General features: G+C 66.4%; 6 protein-coding genes and 3 rRNA genes. 3 read left to right on the forward strand and 6 right to left on the reverse strand.

What is annotated here, in order from left to right:
- Position 1 precedes the first annotated feature (1 nt).
- Positions 2 to 2,257 carry an HAD-IB family hydrolase gene (locus tag DNL27_RS10070; protein WP_112235468.1) on the reverse strand — a complete coding sequence of 752 codons (2,256 nt, stop codon included), beginning with the start codon at positions 2,255 to 2,257 and terminating at the stop codon, positions 2 to 4.
- Positions 2,258 to 2,336: 79 nt separating this feature from the next.
- Here DNL27_RS10070 and DNL27_RS10075 point away from each other — a divergent pair, with 79 nt between their 5' ends.
- From DNL27_RS10075 to DNL27_RS10085, 3 genes are read left to right on the forward strand one after another with little or no spacing between them, the layout of a single operon-like run.
- Positions 2,337 to 3,119: an SDR family oxidoreductase gene (locus DNL27_RS10075; protein ID WP_012398927.1), complete on the forward strand. Its 783-nt coding sequence runs from the start codon at positions 2,337 to 2,339 to the stop codon at positions 3,117 to 3,119.
- A 4-nt stretch (positions 3,120 to 3,123) separates the two neighbouring features.
- Positions 3,124 to 3,960: a 1-acyl-sn-glycerol-3-phosphate acyltransferase gene (locus DNL27_RS10080; RefSeq protein ID WP_229568897.1), complete on the forward strand. Its 837-nt coding sequence runs from the start codon at positions 3,124 to 3,126 to the stop codon at positions 3,958 to 3,960.
- A gap of 28 nt (positions 3,961 to 3,988) precedes the next feature.
- Positions 3,989 to 5,665 (forward strand): FAD-binding oxidoreductase, encoded by a 1,677-nt coding sequence (locus DNL27_RS10085; RefSeq protein WP_112235469.1) that lies wholly within the window; start codon positions 3,989 to 3,991, stop codon positions 5,663 to 5,665.
- A gap of 191 nt (positions 5,666 to 5,856) precedes the next feature.
- On the opposite strand, the gene DNL27_RS10090 is transcribed toward DNL27_RS10085, so the two are convergent.
- The 5 genes from DNL27_RS10090 to glgB all read right to left on the reverse strand — a co-directional run bounded on the left by DNL27_RS10090 (position 5,857) and on the right by glgB (position 18,015).
- Positions 5,857 to 7,863 carry an acetoacetate--CoA ligase gene (locus DNL27_RS10090; protein WP_112235470.1) on the reverse strand — a complete coding sequence of 669 codons (2,007 nt, stop codon included), beginning with the start codon at positions 7,861 to 7,863 and terminating at the stop codon, positions 5,857 to 5,859.
- A gap of 162 nt (positions 7,864 to 8,025) precedes the next feature.
- Positions 8,026 to 8,142, reverse strand: a 5S ribosomal RNA gene (gene rrf / locus DNL27_RS10095).
- 176 nt (positions 8,143 to 8,318) lie between these two features.
- Positions 8,319 to 11,443 (reverse strand): 23S ribosomal RNA (locus tag DNL27_RS10100).
- Positions 11,444 to 11,814: 371 nt separating this feature from the next.
- Positions 11,815 to 13,346 (reverse strand): 16S ribosomal RNA (locus DNL27_RS10105).
- Together the 16S, 23S and 5S rRNA genes form the textbook arrangement of a ribosomal RNA operon.
- Positions 13,347 to 13,866: 520 nt before the next feature.
- Complete coding sequence (gene glgB / locus DNL27_RS10110; protein ID WP_112235471.1) at positions 13,867 to 18,015, reverse strand: 1,4-alpha-glucan branching protein GlgB; 4,149 nt, start codon at positions 18,013 to 18,015, stop codon at positions 13,867 to 13,869.
- Positions 18,016 to 18,052 lie beyond the last annotated feature (37 nt).

Below are 18,052 nucleotides of genomic sequence, written 5' to 3' on the forward strand. Positions count from 1 at the left end.
CTCAGGCCTTCCTCCAGTCCTCCACGGGCCAGTGGGCCCGGCGGGCCCGGCGGTACAGCTGCAGGTCCGGGTTCACGGCGTGGGGGTGGCCCACGAGGGACAGCCAGCTGGCGTCCGCCACGGAGTCCCCGTAGCCGTAGGAGCGGCTGAGGTCCAGACCGTGGTCCTGGGCGTAGCGCTTGAGCCACTGCGCGCGGGCCTCGTCCACGAGCGGCGGGGTGGCCAGGTAGCCGGTGAGCACACCGTCCACCTGGTCCATGCGCCCCGCCACGACGTCGTCGAACAGCTCGGCCACCGGGCTCACCAGCAGGTCCAGTGAGCCCGTGACCAGCACGGTGCGGTGCCCCGCCTCGCGGTGCTCCCGGATCCGCGCAAGCGCCCCCGGGCGCACGCTGCGTTCCACGGCCCGCCCGAGCGAACCGTTCATCAGCTCCGTGACCCGTTCCACGGAAACTCCCCGATAGCGGCGCAGGAACGCGCGGATGAACTCCCCGCGGTCGCGGCGCTCGGCGGCGATGTAGGTGCCCGCGCCGCCGAGCAGCTCGACGAGCTCCCCCGGCCACTGCAGCGGGCTGAGCTCCCGGCGGCGCAGCTGCGCGTACTGGCTCACGATCGTGCCCGCGGCCACGGTGCCCTCGAGGTCGAACACGGCCACGACGTCCGTGCCCCCGTTCATGCGCCGCTGCCGTACGGCCCGCCGGCGTGAGGCCTCCTTGGCCCGGCCGTACGCGCGCGTCATCTCGGTCAGGGCGGGCAGGTGCACGTTCTGCCAGTAGTCCGCCCAGTCGATCGCGCGCACGTCGAAATGGAGGTCCTCGGGGGTGTCCGCGGGCAGGGAGCGGTCCAGCTGCCGCGTGCGGGTGTCGTCGAAGATCATCTCGGTGCGCGTGTAGTTCTGGTACAGGTCCACGTAGGTGCGCAGGGACCCCAGCCCGGTCTGGACCCGGTGCAGCGAGTTGGTCCACTCCCGGGTCCGCGCGGTGGCGGGCAGCACCGAGCTCACGCGGCTGCCCACGGCCGCGAGCTTCTCCTTCACGGCCAGCCCGCGCTCCATCGCGTTGTTCGCCGGGAACGTCCACTCAGGCACCCGGATCGGGGTGCCGTGGGAGTCCTCGAGCGGGCGCTCCAGGAAGTAGGCGCGCACGCTGCGGTACATCCGGTGGAACGGCAGGGGGTTGGAGGCCCCCGAGCAGACCTGGTAGTAGGCGGAGTGCGGCCCCGCGGCGGCGTCGTCCCCGGCCGTGGGCTCCTGCTCCCGGTGACCGCCCAGGGCGAGGGCCACGATCGCGTTGACCACGAAGTCCACCGGGATCACGTCCAGCACCGAGTCCGGCAGCCCGGGGAACTCCGGCAGCGCGCCCTTGGCGTAGGCCATGATCAGCGGGTCCGCGACCTTGTAGCCGTCGATCCACCCGGGGAAGGGGTGGCGCAGGGCGGACTCGATGATGGACGGGCGCACGACCGAGAGCCGGTGCCCGGCCCCGGCCCACTTCTGCTCCGCCACGCGCTCGCCCAGCGCCTTGGTGAACGTGTAGATGTCGGTCCACCCCAGGGACTGGGCCCGGGTGCGGCCGTGGTCCACGAGGCGTGCGCGCACCCACTCGCGCCGGGCCTCCTCCGCGGCGCGTGCCACGGACTTGGGCCCCTCCTTGCCGTGCTGGGCGGTGGCCCGGCGGATGAAGGCCTCCAGCCGCTCGGGCGAGCGGGACTCCACCTCGGCGGTGTCGGCCGCGCCCACGGCGGCGTCGTACTCGACCTGCCAGTCGACGTCGTGCTCCACGGAGGTCTCGGGGCGCAGTCCCTTGGCGATCCCGCCCACGTAGCACGTGGATATGTGGATCACGTGCGGGTCCTGGCCGGTCGCGCGCAGGGCGTCGTAGAGTCCCACGGCGCCGCCCACGTTGGTGCGGAAGGCCTCGTCGATCGGGGGGTCGAAGGAGACCGTGGAGGCGGAGTGCACCACCACGTCGAACGGCTCGGCGATCTCCGCCAGCCCCGTGAGGTCCCCCTCGAGCACGCTCGTGCGGGCCTCGAAGACCTCTCGCGCCCGCTGCTCCCCCACGGCCTCGCGCCACGTCCGGAAGGACGGCTTGTGCAGCAGCTGCCGCAGCCGGTCGGCGCCGGACTGGGACCCCTTGGGCCGGACCACCGCCGTCACGTGCGTGGTCTCCGAGCTCGAGAGCAGCCGTTGGAGGACCGCCTGCCCCAGGAAGCCCGTGGCCCCCGTGAGCAGGACGCGTGTGGTGGTGTCGGTCAAGGGATCCTCCGTGGGTCTGGACGACGCCCCGCCCTCCGGCGGCGGCTACGCTACGCCTACCGTAGTGTATTTTGGAGCCATGCTTACCGCTCTCGTGACCGGTGGGACGTCAGGCATCGGTGCCGCGTTCGCACGATCCCTCGCCCGCAGGGGCTTCAATCTCGTCCTGGTCGCACGGGACACCGCCCGCCTCGAGGAGACCGCCCGCGAGCTGGCCGCCGAGCACGGGGTGCACGTGGAGACCATCACCGCGGACCTCGCGGTGCGCGAGCAGCTGTGGCACGTGGCCCAGCGGCTCGAGGACCCGCAGCACCCCGTGGACATGCTCGTCAACAACGCGGGCTTCTCCGTGAAGACCCCCTACACCGCCGAGGACTTCCGGCAGCACGAGAAGGGCTTCGACGTCATGTGCGCGGCGGTCACCCGGCTCTCGGGGGCGGCAGCCCGGGCCATGATCGCCCGCGGCACGGGGTGGATCGTCAACGTCTCCTCCACGTCCGGGTACGTGACCATGGGCGAGTACTCCGCGATCAAGGCCTACACCACCAGCATGACCGAGTCCCTGGCCGTGGAGCTGCACGGCACCGGCGTCCACGCCACCGCGCTGCTGCCGGGCTGGGTCCGCACCGAGTTCCACAGCCGGGCGGGCATCACCGGCTCCTCCATCCCGGACTTCATGTGGCTCGACGCCGACCGCCTCGTGGAGGAGGCGCTCGCGGACGTCGCACGCGGCAAGGTCATCTCGATCCCCACGCTGCGCTACAAGGTCATGGCCACCACCCTGCGCCACCTCCCGCGCCCCGCGGTGCGCTGGGTCTCCCGGAAGATCTCCGGGATCCGACGCCGCGAGATCCCGGCCTGATCCCGTGGCACCCGCACACGAGCGCACCTCCGGCCCGTCCGCCGACACCGGGGGACGACGCCGCCGCCCCGCCCCTCCCGAGCCCCGCCCCCGGGTGCTGGACTCGCTCGAGGGCCCGGCGGGCCAGCAGGACCCGCACCCCCCGGCCCCGCCGGCCGAGTCCGCAGAGCTCACCGCCGCCCACTACACGCGGCCCGTACGCCGGGTGGTGCGCAGGATCGTGCAGACCGTGTTCTTCCGCGGTCTCGTGAACCGCACCATCTCCCGCAGCAACGTGGTGGACCCCGCGGCCTACGGGGTCAAGGGCACGTGCGTGGTGGTGGCCAACCACTCGAGCCACCTGGACGCCCCGCTCGTGATGAGCGGCGTGCCCCACTACATCTCGCGGGATCTCGCCACCGGGGTGGCCGCGGACTACTTCTTCACCACGTGGCACAAGAAGTTCTTCACCCAGCTGGTGTTCAACGCGTTCCCCGTGGACCGCCGCGGGGAGGGCGCCAACCGCGGGCTGTCCAAGAAGCTGCTGGCGGCGGGCGTGCCGCTGCTGATCTTCCCCGAGGGGACCCGCTCGAAGACCGGCAGGATGGCCCCGTTCCAGGTGGGAGCGGCGTCTTTGGCGCTGTCCACCCAGGTGCCCGTGGTTCCGGTCGCGCTCATCGGCGCGCACGAGGCCATGCCCCGCGGCACCAGCTGGCCGCGGCGCGGGCGCCCGCCCGTGGTCGTGGCCGTGGGCGCCCCGCTGCGCGCCCGGGGCAACGAGAACGCCGCGGGCTTCAACGAGCGCATCGAGGCCGCCGTGCGCGCCCTCTACGCCGCCAACCGGCACCGCATCCAGGACTAGAGACCCCCCGGCAGAGAGGTTGCCCCGAATGGCAGACGTGAAGCACCAGAAGTGGTGGGGCTGGGGCGAGGAGGGCGTGTTCTTCGACTACCGGAACAAGCCCGCCTTCGCGCCCTTCGTGAAGGAGGCCATCGGGGTCTCCCTGCGGCCCCGCGAGCGGGACTCGGTGGACTTCTCCACCGCACGGGTCCCGGCCTCCCGGGCGCCCGAGGACGTCCTGGAGCAGCTGCGCGGGATCGTCGGCCGGGACCACCTGAGCACCGAGGACGAGACGCGCATCGTGCACTGGGCCGGGAAGTCCGTGCTGGAGCTGCTGCAGACGCTGCGCAACGACTTCGCCCGCGTGCCGGACGTGGTGCTCTACCCGGGCAGCGAGGAGGAGGTCGGCGAGCTCCTGCGGGCCGCCGTGGACCGGGACCTCGTGGTGATCCCCTTCGGCGGCGGTTCCAGCATCTCCCGCAGCCTGCAGGCGGACCCGCACGAGAGCCGCTGCATCGTGTCCCTGGACCTGGGCCGGCTCAACCGGGTGCTCGAGATCGACGAGACCTCGGGCCTCGCCACCATCCAGGCGGGTGTGCTGGGACCGGACATGGAGGAGCAGCTCAACGCCCGCGGGTGGACCATGGGCCACTTCCCCGACTCGTTCGCGCACTCCACGCTGGGCGGCTGGGCCGCCACCCGCTCCTCCGGCATGCAGTCGGACAAGTACGGGGACATCGCGGACATCGTGCGCGGGCTGCGCATGGTGCGCCCGACAGGCACCGTGGTGCTGCGACCCCTGCCCTCCACCTCCACGGGCCCCGGGCTGCGGGAGATGGTCATCGGCTCCGAGGGCCGCCTCGGTGTCATCACCGAGCTCACGGTGCACGTGCACCGGCTGCCGGAGCAGCACGAGGTCATCGCCTACATGTTCCCCACGTGGCAGCAGGCGCTGACCGCGGTGCGCCGGTACACCGAGGCGGAGATCCCCCTGACCTTCGCGCGCGTCTCGGACGCCCACGAGACCGCGTTCTCCCTGGCCACCCAGAAGGCGGCCACCTCCGTGAAGGGCAGGCTCGCGGCCAGGGGGCAGGACGCGCTGTGGGCCGTGATGCGCCGGCGCGGCTGGGACACGGACGCCATGTGCATCTCCTACGTGTGCTTCGAGGGCAGCGCGAAGGACGTCGCCGACCGCAAGAAGGCCGTAGCGGCCATCGCCAAGTCCCAGGGCGCCCTCGTGCTCGGCTCCGGGCCGGGCGCCCTCTACGACCAGAAGAAGTTCGACACCCCGCACCTGCGCGACTTCCTGCTCGAGCAGAACACCGTGGGGGACGTCTCCGAGACCGCGGCGCCCTGGTCACGGCTCACCACGGTGCACAAGAACGCCTACGACGCCGTCCAGCGCGCCTACGAGCGCCTCGGCAAAACCGGGTGGGTGATGTCCCACATGTCCCACTCGTACCACTCGGGGGCGTGCCTGTACTTCACGTTCGCCTACGTCTTCGACGAGGAGGACCCCTACGAGGAGTACCGGGTGATCAAGTCCGCCATCCAGCAGTCCTTCGTGGACTCCGGGGCCACCCTGTCCCACCACCACGGCGTGGGCGTCGAGCATCAGCCCTGGATGGAGCAGGACGTCTCCCCCGAGGGCGTCGCCCTGCTCAAGGGCCTCTTCGAGGTCGCCGACCCCGGGGAGAACCTCAACCCGGGCAAGATCGTCTCCTGAGGCGGCTCGGCACTCCAGGCCTGAGCGACCCCGTGGACCCGGGGTGTTGCCGGGGCCCGGACTGCTGCCGGGGCCTGTACGGTCCCGGCCACCCGGGGCCGTTGCCGACCCCGGGATTGCTGCCAGAGCCGGTGTTGGTGCCGGGGCCGGGAATGTCGCGGAGGGCTGCGCTGGTGCGCGCGGGAGGACCGCTACGGACGCTCGGCTGACCTGCCGGCGAACTCCTGCGCCGCGCGCGCGTACCAGTCCAGGACTTCGGCGTCCTCGGCCGTGGCCCGGTTCACCGAGGTGGGACCGGCGCCCTGGAAGAGCCTCTTCACGGGGATCTCCAGCAGCTTGCCCGTGCGGGTCCGTGGCACCGCGGGCGCCTCGATGATCTCGTCCGGGACGTAGCGCGGAGAGACCTGTTCCCGGATGGCGGTGACGATGCGCCGGCGCAGCTCCTCGTCCAGCCGGGTGCCGGGCTCCGGCACCACGAACAGGGGCATGAAGTAGTCGCCGCCGGCCAGTTCCGCACCGATCACCATGGACGCGGACACCCCCGCCACGCGGTCCACCACGTGCGTGAGGTCCGCCGATCCCATCCGGATCCCACCCCGGTTGATCGTGGAGTCCGAGCGGCCGTGCACGACGAAGGGCCCCTGGGACAGCTGCGTCACCCAGTCGCCCTGCCGCCACACTCCCGGAAACATGTCGAAGTACCCGGCACGGTACCGGCTGCCGTCCTCATCGCCCCAGAAGAACACCGGCATGCTGGGCATGGGGGCGGTGATCACCAGCTCGCCCACCTCGTCCCGCACGCGCTCCCCGCGGGAGTTCCAGGACTCCGCGGCCACACCCAGGTACGGGCCCATGATCTCGCCCCGGTACACGGACTGGTACGGATTGGTGCCGATGAACGCGCTCGTGACGTCGGTGCCGCCCGAGTCGGAGCCGAGGCGCACCGTGGGTGAGACGGCCTCGTAGACCCAGTCCCAGGCGGCGTCGGGAAGCGGGGAGCCCGTGACCAGGATCGATCGGAGGGAGGACAGGTCCATGCGGACGTTCGGGACCACCCCTGCGCGCTGCACCATGCTCAGAATGCCCGCGCCCGCACCGAAGAACGTGGCCCGGTGCCGCGCCACGAGCTCGAAGGACTTCTCCGGGCCGCCGTGGGTCGGGGACCCGTCGTAGGTGATGATGCGGGCGCCGGTGAGCAGAATGCCCACGAGCATGTTCCACACCATCCAGGTGGTCGCCACGGCGTAGTAGGCGATGTCCTCCGGGCCCAGACCCGCATGCAGGCCGAGGGCCTTGTGGAACTCGAGCACCACTCCCCCGTGGGAGTGAACAATCCCTTTCGGTTTACCCGTGGTGCCCGAGGAGTACAGGATCCACAGCGGATGCTCGAAGGGCACCTGCTCGTAGCGGGGCACGGCCGAGCACTCGAGAATCTCCGAGAGCCGCAGCGCGCCCTCTGGCAGGGCTCCCACCGCCCCCGATGGCTGCTGGTCAACCACGATCAGTTGCTGCACGGAGGGAAGCACGTCCAGCAGGCCCGCGTAGGAGCCCGTCATGTCCCGCAGAGAGCCTCCGAACCGGTACCCGTCCACCACGAAAAGCACCGTAGGCTCGATCTGCGCAAACCGGTCCGCAACACCGGAGGGTCCGAAGTCCGTGTTGACCACGGACCACAGCGCGCCCACGCTGGCCGTGGCGAGCAGTGCCACCACGGTCTCCGGAATGTTCGGCAGCACACCGGCCACGCGGTCACCGCGCCCCACGCCGAGTTCCCTGAGCCGCTGCGCGAGAGCGGCCACGCGGGACTCCAGCTCACGCCAGGTCCAGGAGACGGGTGCACCGTCCTCGTGCTCCCCGACGATCGCCACCTCGTCGGGCCGGGACTCCGCCCAGCGCAGCGTGTTCTCGGCATAGTTGAGGCGGGCCCCTGGGAACCAGCACGCACCGGGCATGGACCGGTCCTCCAGCGCGGCGGTGGCCTCCGACGACGCCACGATCCCGCAGTACTCCCAGACCGCGCCCCAGAAGGCGTCCAGGTCCTCCACCGACCATGCGTGGAGGGCCTCGAAGCCCTCCGTCGGTACGACCCGTGTCCGTGACACCCACTGGGCGAAGTCGTGCATACGGGAGCCGCGAATGGACTCCTCGGACGGCGTCCACAGTCGTGCCCGTTCACCCTGGTGGAGTGCATCGCTCATGTCGTTGGTCCCTCCGTCACGCCCCCTCATCCTCGAGGCCGGCTGTGCCAGCAACCTATCAGTGAGGACGAGAAGCACGGAGGCGGACTCGCCTGCATGGGTTGTTAAATGCGGGGAGGCCCCACACCGTACGGTGTGGGGCCTCAACCCTGTTCATGTTAATTCCGGCGGTGACTTACTCTCCCACACCCTACCGAGTGCAGTACCATCAGCGCTGTGGGTCTTAGCTACCGGGTTCGGGATGGGACCGGGCGTTTCCCCCACGCTATAACCACCGGAAACCTGCACCACCCCACACAACCGGGGGCGGAAACCTGGTTCCCGTGACTACCACGGGTCAAACCTGTATTCCTCTGTCAACCACACACCCACACCCCCCACAACGGGGGGCCGGGGTTGTTGGTGGTCAACCACATAGTGAACGCGAACACCACACTCTTGATGACAGATCGTGTGTGTATAAGTCTTCGGTGTATTAGTACCAGTCAGCTCCACGCCTTACAACGCTTCCACACCTGGCCTATCAACCCAGTCGTCTACTGGGCACCTCACACCCCACAAAGGGGGTCAGGAAATCTCATCTCGGAGCAAGCTTCCCGCTTAGATGCTTTCAGCGGTTATCAATCCCGAACGTAGCTAATCAGCGATGCTCCTGGCGGAACAACTGACATACCAGAGGTTCGTCCGTCCCGGTCCTCTCGTACTAAGGACAGGCCTCCACAAATTTCCAACGCACGCAGCGGATAGGGACCGAACTGTCTCACGACGTTCTGAACCCAGCTCGCGTACCGCTTTAATGGGCGAACAGCCCAACCCTTGGGACCAACTCCAGCCCCAGGATGCGACGAGCCGACATCGAGGTGCCAAACCATGCCGTCGATATGGACTCTTGGGCAAGATCAGCCTGTTATCCCCGAGGTACCTTTTATCCGTTGAGCGACGGCCATTCCACAATGTACCGCCGGATCACTAGTCCCGACTTTCGTCCCTGCTCGAGCTGTCACTCTCACAGTCAAGCTCCCTTGTGCACTTACACTCAACACCTGATTGCCGACCAGGCTGAGGGAACCTTTGGGCGCCTCCGTTACTCTTTAGGAGGCAACCGCCCCAGTTAAACTACCCATCAGGCACTGTCCCTGACCCGGATCACGGGCCGAAGTTAGATGTCCAGAGTGACCAGAGTGGTATTTCAACAACGACTCCACCACCACTAGCGTGATAGCTTCACAGTCTCCCACCTATCCTACACAAGCCACACCGAACACCAATACCAAACTATAGTAAAGGTCTCGGGGTCTTTCCGTCCTGCTGCGCGAAACGAGCATCTTTACTCGTACTGCAATTTCGCCGAGTTCATGGTTGAGACAGTAGGGAAGTCGTTACTCCATTCGTGCAGGTCGGAACTTACCCGACAAGGAATTTCGCTACCTTAGGATGGTTATAGTTACCACCGCCGTTTACTGGGGCTTAAATTCTCCGCTTCGACCCCGAAGGGTCTAACAGGTCCTCTTAACCTTCCAGCACCGGGCAGGAGTCAGTCCGTATACATCGTCTTACGACTTCGCACGGACCTGTGTTTTTGATAAACAGTCGCTTCCCCCTAGCCTCTGCGACCCCACCCAGCTCACACAGCACGTGTGCTCACCAGACAGGGCCCCCCTTCTCCCGAAGTTACGGGGGCATTTTGCCGAGTTCCTTAACCATGATTCTCTCGAACGCCTTAGTATTCTCTACCTGATCACCTGTGTCGGTTTGGGGTACGGGCGACTAGAACCTAACGTCGATGCTTTTCTTGGCAGCATAGGATCACCGAATTCTCTCACCTAAGAGAGTCCCATCACATCTCAGGCACACAACCCGCGGATTTACCAACGGGTCACCCTACATGCTTAGACCAGGACAACCATCGCCTGGCTCGGCTACCTTCCTGCGTCACACCTGTTAACACGTTTACCTCCCCGGATCAGGTCCCAGCCTCACCACACACCCCGCGACCCACAAGGGGTCACGGTCATGGTGGCTCGGGTGGTTAGTATCCCCGGCTCAGTAGGGTCGGTTCTTCATCGGTACGGGAATATCAACCCGTTGTCCATCGACTACGCCTGTCGGCCTCGCCTTAGGTCCCGACTCACCCAGGGCAGATTAGCTTGACCCTGGAACCCTTGATCATCCGGCGGACGGGTTTCTCACCCGTCTATCGCTACTCATGCCTGCATTCTCACTCGTTGAGGTTCCACCACTGGGTCACCCCGCAGCTTCACTACCCCAACGACGCTCCCCTACCCACAACACCACCTCAACCACAAACGGCTCAGCTAACGGTGTCATGCCACAACTTCGGCGGTGTACTTGAGCCCCGCTACATTATCGGCGCGGAATCACTTGACCAGTGAGCTATTACGCACTCTTTCAAGGGTGGCTGCTTCTAAGCCAACCTCCTGGTTGTCTCAGCAACTCCACATCCTTTCCCACTTAGCACACGCTTAGGGGCCTTAGTTGATGGTCTGGGCTGTTTCCCTTTCGACTATGAAGCTTATCCCCCACAGTCTCACTGCCACGCTTACACTTGACTGGCATTCGGAGTTTGGTTGACGTCAGTAACCTTGTAGGGCCCATCAGCCATCCAGTAGCTCTACCTCCAGCAAGCAACACGCAACGCTGCACCTAAATGCATTTCGGGGAGAACCAGCTATCACGGAGTTTGATTGGCCTTTCACCCCTACCCACAGCTCATCCCCTCCATTTTCAACTGAAGTGGGTTCGGTCCTCCACGCGCTCTTACACGCGCTTCAACCTGGCCATGGGTAGATCACTCCGCTTCGGGTCTAGATCACGCCACTCACAACGCCCTATTCAGACTCGCTTTCGCTACGACTACCCCACACGGGTTAATCTCGCGACGTAACACTAACTCGCAGGCTCATTCTTCAAAAGGCACGCTGTCACCCCAAAAGGCTCCAACGGCTTGTAAGCACACGGTTTCAGGTACTATTTCACTCCCCTCCCGGGGTACTTTTCACCATTCCCTCACGGTACTGATCCGCTATCGGTCATCAGGAAGTATTCAGGCTTACCAGGTGGTCCTGGCAGATTCACACGAGATTTCACGGGCCCCGTGCTACTCGGGAACAACGTCACACCACGACAATGACAGTTTCGTCTACGGGACTCACACCCCCTACGGTCTGGCACTCACCACCAGTTCGACTACCACCACGCCACAGCGCCCAGGGTGGCGACCCCAGGAACAACGCATCCCACAACCCCGATCATGCAACCCTCGCCAGGTATCACACACAACCGGTTTAGCCACCATCCGCTTTCGCTCGCCACTACTCACGGAATCACTGTTGTTTTCTCTTCCTATGGGTACTGAGATGTTTCACTTCCCCACGTTCCTCCTCGCACCCTATGAATTCAGATACGAGTGACCACGCATGATACGCAGCCGGGTTACCCCATTCGGAGACCCTCGGATCACAGCTCGTTTATCAGCTCCCCGAGGCTTATCGCAGATTTCCACGTCCTTCATCAGCTCCTGATGCCAAGGCATCCACCGTGTGCTCGTAACAACTTATACGCCACACAACACAAATAAATCATCAAAGAACACACCACACACCCTTCCAGGTGCGCGGCGTCAAAGATGCTCGCGTCCACTATGTAGTTGACAAACAACAACCCACCAACACCACCCCACCAGGACAACCATCCCAGTCTCGTGATGCTGCGGGAAACCAACCAACACTGACGTGTTGATCGACAACCCAACAATGTGCCACCACGCCACCACCCCAACACCACCACCAGAACTCGTGTCCGGTCGTGTTCCCGTGTCAGGGCACAGCGTGTCCGCTTGCTGATATTCCACCCATGAGCATCAACCACACCCCGCCGAAAATGACGAGGATCGTGGGTGCCGGCCACACGGCCAGCCACAGTGCTCCTTAGAAAGGAGGTGATCCAGCCGCACCTTCCGGTACGGCTACCTTGTTACGACTTAGTCCCAATCGCCAGTCCCACCTTCGACGGCTCCCTCCCACAAGGGTTAGGCCACCGGCTTCGGGTGTTACCAACTTTCGTGACTTGACGGGCGGTGTGTACAAGGCCCGGGAACGTATTCACCGCAGCGTTGCTGATCTGCGATTACTAGCGACTCCGACTTCACGTGGTCGAGTTGCAGACCACGATCCGAACTGAGACCAGCTTTTTGGGATTAGCTCCACCTCACGGCATCGCAACCCATTGTACTGGCCATTGTAGCATGCGTGAAGCCCAAGACATAAGGGGCATGATGATTTGACGTCATCCCCACCTTCCTCCGAGTTGACCCCGGCAGTCTCCTATGAGTCCCCACCATCACGTGCTGGCAACATAGAACGAGGGTTGCGCTCGTTGCGGGACTTAACCCAACATCTCACGACACGAGCTGACGACAACCATGCACCACCTGTACACCAGCCCCACAAGGGGGAAAGACCATCTCTGGCCCGGTCCGGTGTATGTCAAGCCTTGGTAAGGTTCTTCGCGTTGCATCGAATTAATCCGCATGCTCCGCCGCTTGTGCGGGCCCCCGTCAATTCCTTTGAGTTTTAGCCTTGCGGCCGTACTCCCCAGGCGGGGCACTTAATGCGTTAGCTACGGCGCGGAAAACGTGGAATGTTCCCCACACCTAGTGCCCAACGTTTACGGCATGGACTACCAGGGTATCTAATCCTGTTCGCTCCCCATGCTTTCGCTCCTCAGCGTCAGTAACAGCCCAGAGACCTGCCTTCGCCATCGGTGTTCCTCCTGATATCTGCGCATTTCACCGCTACACCAGGAATTCCAGTCTCCCCTACTGCACTCAAGTCTGCCCGTACCCACTGCACACCCGGGGTTAAGCCCCGGGCTTTCACAGCAGACGCGACAAACCGCCTACGAGCTCTTTACGCCCAATAATTCCGGACAACGCTTGCGCCCTACGTATTACCGCGGCTGCTGGCACGTAGTTAGCCGGCGCTTCTTCTGCACGTACCGTCACTCTCGCTTCTTCCGTGCTGAAAGAGGTTTACAACCCGAAGGCCGTCATCCCTCACGCGGCGTCGCTGCATCAGGCTTCCGCCCATTGTGCAATATTCCCCACTGCTGCCTCCCGTAGGAGTCTGGGCCGTGTCTCAGTCCCAGTGTGGCCGGTCACCCTCTCAGGCCGGCTACCCGTCGTCGCCTTGGTGAGCCATTACCCCACCAACAAGCTGATAGGCCGTGAGCCCATCCAAAACCAGTAAAACCCTTTCCACAACACACCATGCGATGCGCCGTCGTATCCAGTATTAGACCCAGTTTCCCAGGCTTATCCCAGAGTCAAGGGCAGGTTACTCACGTATTACTCACCCGTTCGCCACTCATCCACCCAGTGCAAGCACCAAGCTTCAGCGTTCGACTTGCATGTGTTAAGCACGCCGCCAGCGTTCGTCCTGAGCCAGGATCAAACTCTCCGTCAAAAAATTCAACAGAAACCACCCACCACACCTCAGCGCGGCCGGTAGGATCCCAGCTGACACCCAACACCCCCAGGAAACGGGAAAACACCTGAAAAGGCATCGGGCCATCAACCAAAAAATAAAAACTTTGGTATCAACAAACTAGACACACTATTGAGTTGACAAACAACACACCACAACGCGGCTCCCCAACACGAGGACCACCACGATCGGTTGCGGTCTGCAAGGTTACCTCCCGGCGACGTTCCCTGCAACCCGAGGTGAACTCCTGGTTGCCTGGATCTCTCGTCAGCCGTGTCGGTGACTTGCGGGGATTCATCCTAGCACATCCTGGCGTCCCTTGCGGTCGGCCGTTCTGGCGGTGGATCTCTCCCTGCTGCCGCGTCTGCGCCCCGTGGGCGGCTGCCGCGGCAACTCGGAAGACATTACATGCCCGCCCCGGATAGGACAAACCCGCGGGGGCTGTGCCCCCGCGGGTTCGTCGACCGGTGCCGTCAGCCCGCTCGGCGGGCGCGGGCGCTCAGGCCGAGGTGGTGTCCTGCCCGGTGTGCGAGCTGGATGCCGGCTTGAGGAAGAGCACGGCGAGCGGCGGGACGGTCAGTTCGGCGGAGGCCGGCTTGTTCTCGTAGGCGCCCTCCACCGCGGTGACCTTCCCGAGGTTCCCGACACCGGAGCCGCCGAAGAGCTCGGAGTCCGTGTTGAGCACTTCCTCCCACTCCCCGGCCCACGGCAGACCCAGCCGGAAGCCCTCGTGGGTGTTGCCCGCGAAGTTGGCGATGCACACCAGGGGGTTGCCCTGGTCGTCCCAGCGGGTGAACGAGAGCGTGTTGCGCTTGGCGTCGTTCGCGTCGATCCACTCGAAACCGGAGGGGTCGTTGTCGCGGGCGTACAGCGCCGGGGTGTTCCGGTAGACCTCGTTCAGGCTGCGCACGAGCTCCTGGACCCCGTGGTGCGGGGGCGTCTCGGAGAGCCACCAGTCCAGTCCGTGCTCCTGGGACCACTCCGACTCCTGGGCGTACTCGGTGCCCATGAAGATCAGCTGCTTGCCGGGGTGGGCCCACATGTAGGCGAGGTAGGCGCGCACGTTCGCGAGCTGCTGCCACCGGTCCCCCGGCATCTTCCGCAGCAGCGAGCCCTTGCCGTAGACCACCTCGTCGTGCGAGATGGGCAGGATGAAGTTCTCCGAGAACGCGTAGACCATGGAGAACGTGGCCTTGTTGTGGTGGTAGTGCCGGTTGATCGGATCCTCGGCCATGTACTCGAGGCTGTCGTGCATCCACCCCATGTTCCACTTGATGCCGAAGCCCAGCCCGCCCGCGCTCGTGGGCTTGGTGACGCCGGGGAACGAGGTGGACTCCTCCGCGATCATCACGATGCCCGGGTTGCGCCGGTAGGCGGTGGCGTTGGCCTCCTGCAGGAACGCGATGGCCTCCAGGTTCTCCCGGCCGCCGAACTGGTTGGGCTCCCACTCGCCGTCGTTGCGGGAGTAGTCCAGGTAGAGCATGGAGGCGACCGCGTCCACGCGCAGCCCGTCCACGTGAAACTCCTCGAGCCAGTAGTTGGCGTTGGCCACCAGGAAGTTGCGGACCTCGCGCCGACCGTAGTCGAAGATGAGGGTGCCCCAGTCCTTGTGCTCACCGCGGCGAGGGTCCGGGTGCTCGTAGAGCGGCTGGCCGTCGAAGTTGGCCAGCGCCCACTCGTCCTTGGGGAAGTGCCCCGGGACCCAGTCCACGAGCACGCCGATCCCCGCCTGGTGCAGCTGGTCCACGAGGTACCGGAACTCGTCCGGGGAGCCGAAGCGCGAGGACGGGGCGTAGTACCCGGTGACCTGGTAACCCCACGAGCCCCCGAAGGGGTGCTCGGCCACGGGCATGAACTCCACGTGGGTGAAGCCCTGCCACGTGAGGTACTCCACGAGCTCGCGCGCGAGGTCCACGTACCCCAGCCCCATGCGCCACGAGCCGATGTGCATCTCGTACACGCTCATGGGCGCGTTGTGGGGGTCCTTGGCGGCGCGGGAGGCCATCCACTCGTGGTCCTGGAACTCGTACTCGGGCTCGAACACGCGCGACGCCGTGGACGGCGGGATCTCGGTCCCGAAGGCCATGGGGTCCGCCTTGTCCCGCCACGCGCCGTCCGCGCCGCGGATGCGGAACTTGTACGTGTCACCGGACTTCATGCCCGGGACGAACAGCTCCCAGACGCCGCTCGAGCCCAGCGAGCGCATCGCGTGCTCGGAGCCGTCCCAGCCGTTGAAGTCCCCGATCACGCGCACCGACTGAGCGTTCGGGGCCCACACCGCGAAGCTGACGCCGCTGACGTCCCCCAGGGGGGACGGGTACCGGTGGACGTGCGCACCGAGCACGTCCCACAGGGTCTCGTGCCGGCCCTCGCCGATCAGGTGCAGGTCCAGCTCGCCCAGGCTCGGGGCGAAGCGGTACGGGTCGTCCACGAGCTCGGGCTCCTTGCCCGCGTAGCTGACCTCCACCCGGTAGTCCGGGATCCTGCCCTGCTCATGGGCGGGGACCACGCCGGTGAAGATGCCGCCCCACTCGTGCTCCAGCGGGAAGGTGCCGTCCGGGGTTCGCACCGAGACCGCCGTGGCGAACCGGCGCAGCGTGCGGATGGTCACCGTGCCGTCAGGGTTGGGATGGGCGCCCAGCACGGAGTGGGGGTCGTGGTACCTGCCCTCGGCCACCGCGGCCAGGACGTCCTCCGTGACCCGGCTCGGCTCGTGCTGCACCTCGGACGACGACGCCGCCCCGGCCGCGCGTGTCTCGTCACCGCCGGGGACGCCGCCGCAGTCCCTCGCGCCGTCGTGCGCGGATCCGCCGGTCACGGCGTCACCGGCAGCCGACGGTGCGGCGGGAACCCCGCCCAGAGGCTCGGGCGAGCGCGGCGTGGACGCCGGGCGGGCGGCGTCGTCGGCGCACGGAGCGCCGGACGGGGCCTGCGGCTCGCGCTCGGAGGGAGTGGCGGGATCTGAGGGGCGGGGGTGCTCAGTGGTCACGACATCCTCGGTTCTCGACGTGGGTGGATGACTCTCGTGGTGCTCTGCTGCCACGGTACGGGAGCGTGCACGCTCAAGCGAACGAACCACGGCCTGGGCGGGCACCTGCACCCAGTCGGGGCGGTTGCGCTGCTCGTAGACCACCTCGTAGAGGGCCTTGTCCAGCCACAGGGCGCGGAAGAGCACGCTGTCGGTGTCCACGTGCGTGCCGCTCGAGGCGCTGTAGCCCTCCAGGAACGCCTCGGAGACCGCACGGGTCCACGCCCCGAGGTCACGACCCCGTTCCCGGCCCGCCATGGCGCCGGCGTAGTCGAACGAGCGGAGCATGCCCACCACGTCCCGCAGGGCCACGTCCGGACGGACCCGCTCCTTGATGGGCCGCAGGGGCTCGCCCTCGAAGTCCAGGATCCGGAAACCCTGCTCCGCGCTGTGCAGCACCTGCCCCAGGTGGTAGTCGCCGTGGATGCGCTGCCGCGCGGGGATCTCACGGATCCCCGAGAGCTCCTCCAGAAGGGCGTCCACCTCGGCGCGGTGCTCCTCGAAACGCTCCCCGCACGAGTCCCAGGCCCACCGCACGCGCTGGGCGAGGTCCGCCAGGAACCGGCGCCGGGCGTCGTCGTCCACCGGCACGGGCGGGAACGCGGCCGCGAGGTCCGCGTGCACGTGGGCGGTCGTGGCGCCGAGGCGCCGGGCCGGGCCCGTGAAGTCCAGCTCCTGCTCGGCCGCCGCCACCGCCATGGCCCACGCGTCCTGGGAGTGGTTCAGGAACTGGGCGGCCACCGCGAGCTGCCCGGACGTGGTCACGAGCCCCTGGCGCCACTGCGCGTCGATCCAGCCCGCGGTGGCCGGCACGCCGGAGGAGCCGTGGGACGTGAGCTTGACCCCCACCTCCACGTCCGGGTTGCGGCCCTCCCCGACCACGCGGAAGAACTTGACGATCACGGCGTCACCGCGCAGCACGGAGTCCTCGTCGGACTCGGCAGGGAACAGGATCACCGAGGTGTTGGACTGCTCCGAGGAGATCACCCGCACCTGCTCCGGCTCCGCGATCCGGTAGTCAGTGTTCAGCGCCCCGGTGTGCCGCCCGTGCAGCCCCATGCCGTGTCGCAGCACCCCGCCCTCCGTGAGCTGGGCGTCCATCATGCGCAGCACCCGGTCCATGAACCCGGGCTCCGCCACGGCGTCGTACAGGTGGAACGTGACGTCCTCGGCGTCCTGCTCCTGCACACCGGACCCCGCGGCCTCCTGCTCGGCGGCGGCCGCGCGGGAGCGACGACGGTCCAGCAGGGACCCGGCCTGGGTCACCGCCCGGCGCAGGAAGGACGCCGAGGCCTCCGCCCCGGCCACCAGCTGCTCGGGCAGCGCACGGTCCGGCCCGCCCGGACGGTAGGAGCCGATCAGGAAGCGCTCCAGCTCCGGCAGGGGCTCGTGGCTGAGCAGCACCGGGACGTTGAGCAGCTCGCTGCGCTCCCCCACCGTGACCTGCACCAGGAACACGATGCGCTCACGGCCCGGCTGGGACGCCCAGCCGCCTCCGGCATCCAGACCGGTGCGCCCCACCACGCTCAGCCGCAGCTGGTCCGGGGTGGCCGTGAACGGGAACCACCGCTGCCGCGGCAGCCACTCACGCAACCTGTCGAGAAACTGCTGGTCCGTCATGGAGGATCCCCCGCTTTCGTCTGGAAGTCTCTGCTGC

It is taken from the genome of Kocuria sp. BT304, assembly GCF_003290245.1.
Taxonomy (GTDB): Bacteria; Actinomycetota; Actinomycetes; order Actinomycetales; family Micrococcaceae; genus Kocuria; species Kocuria rhizophila_A.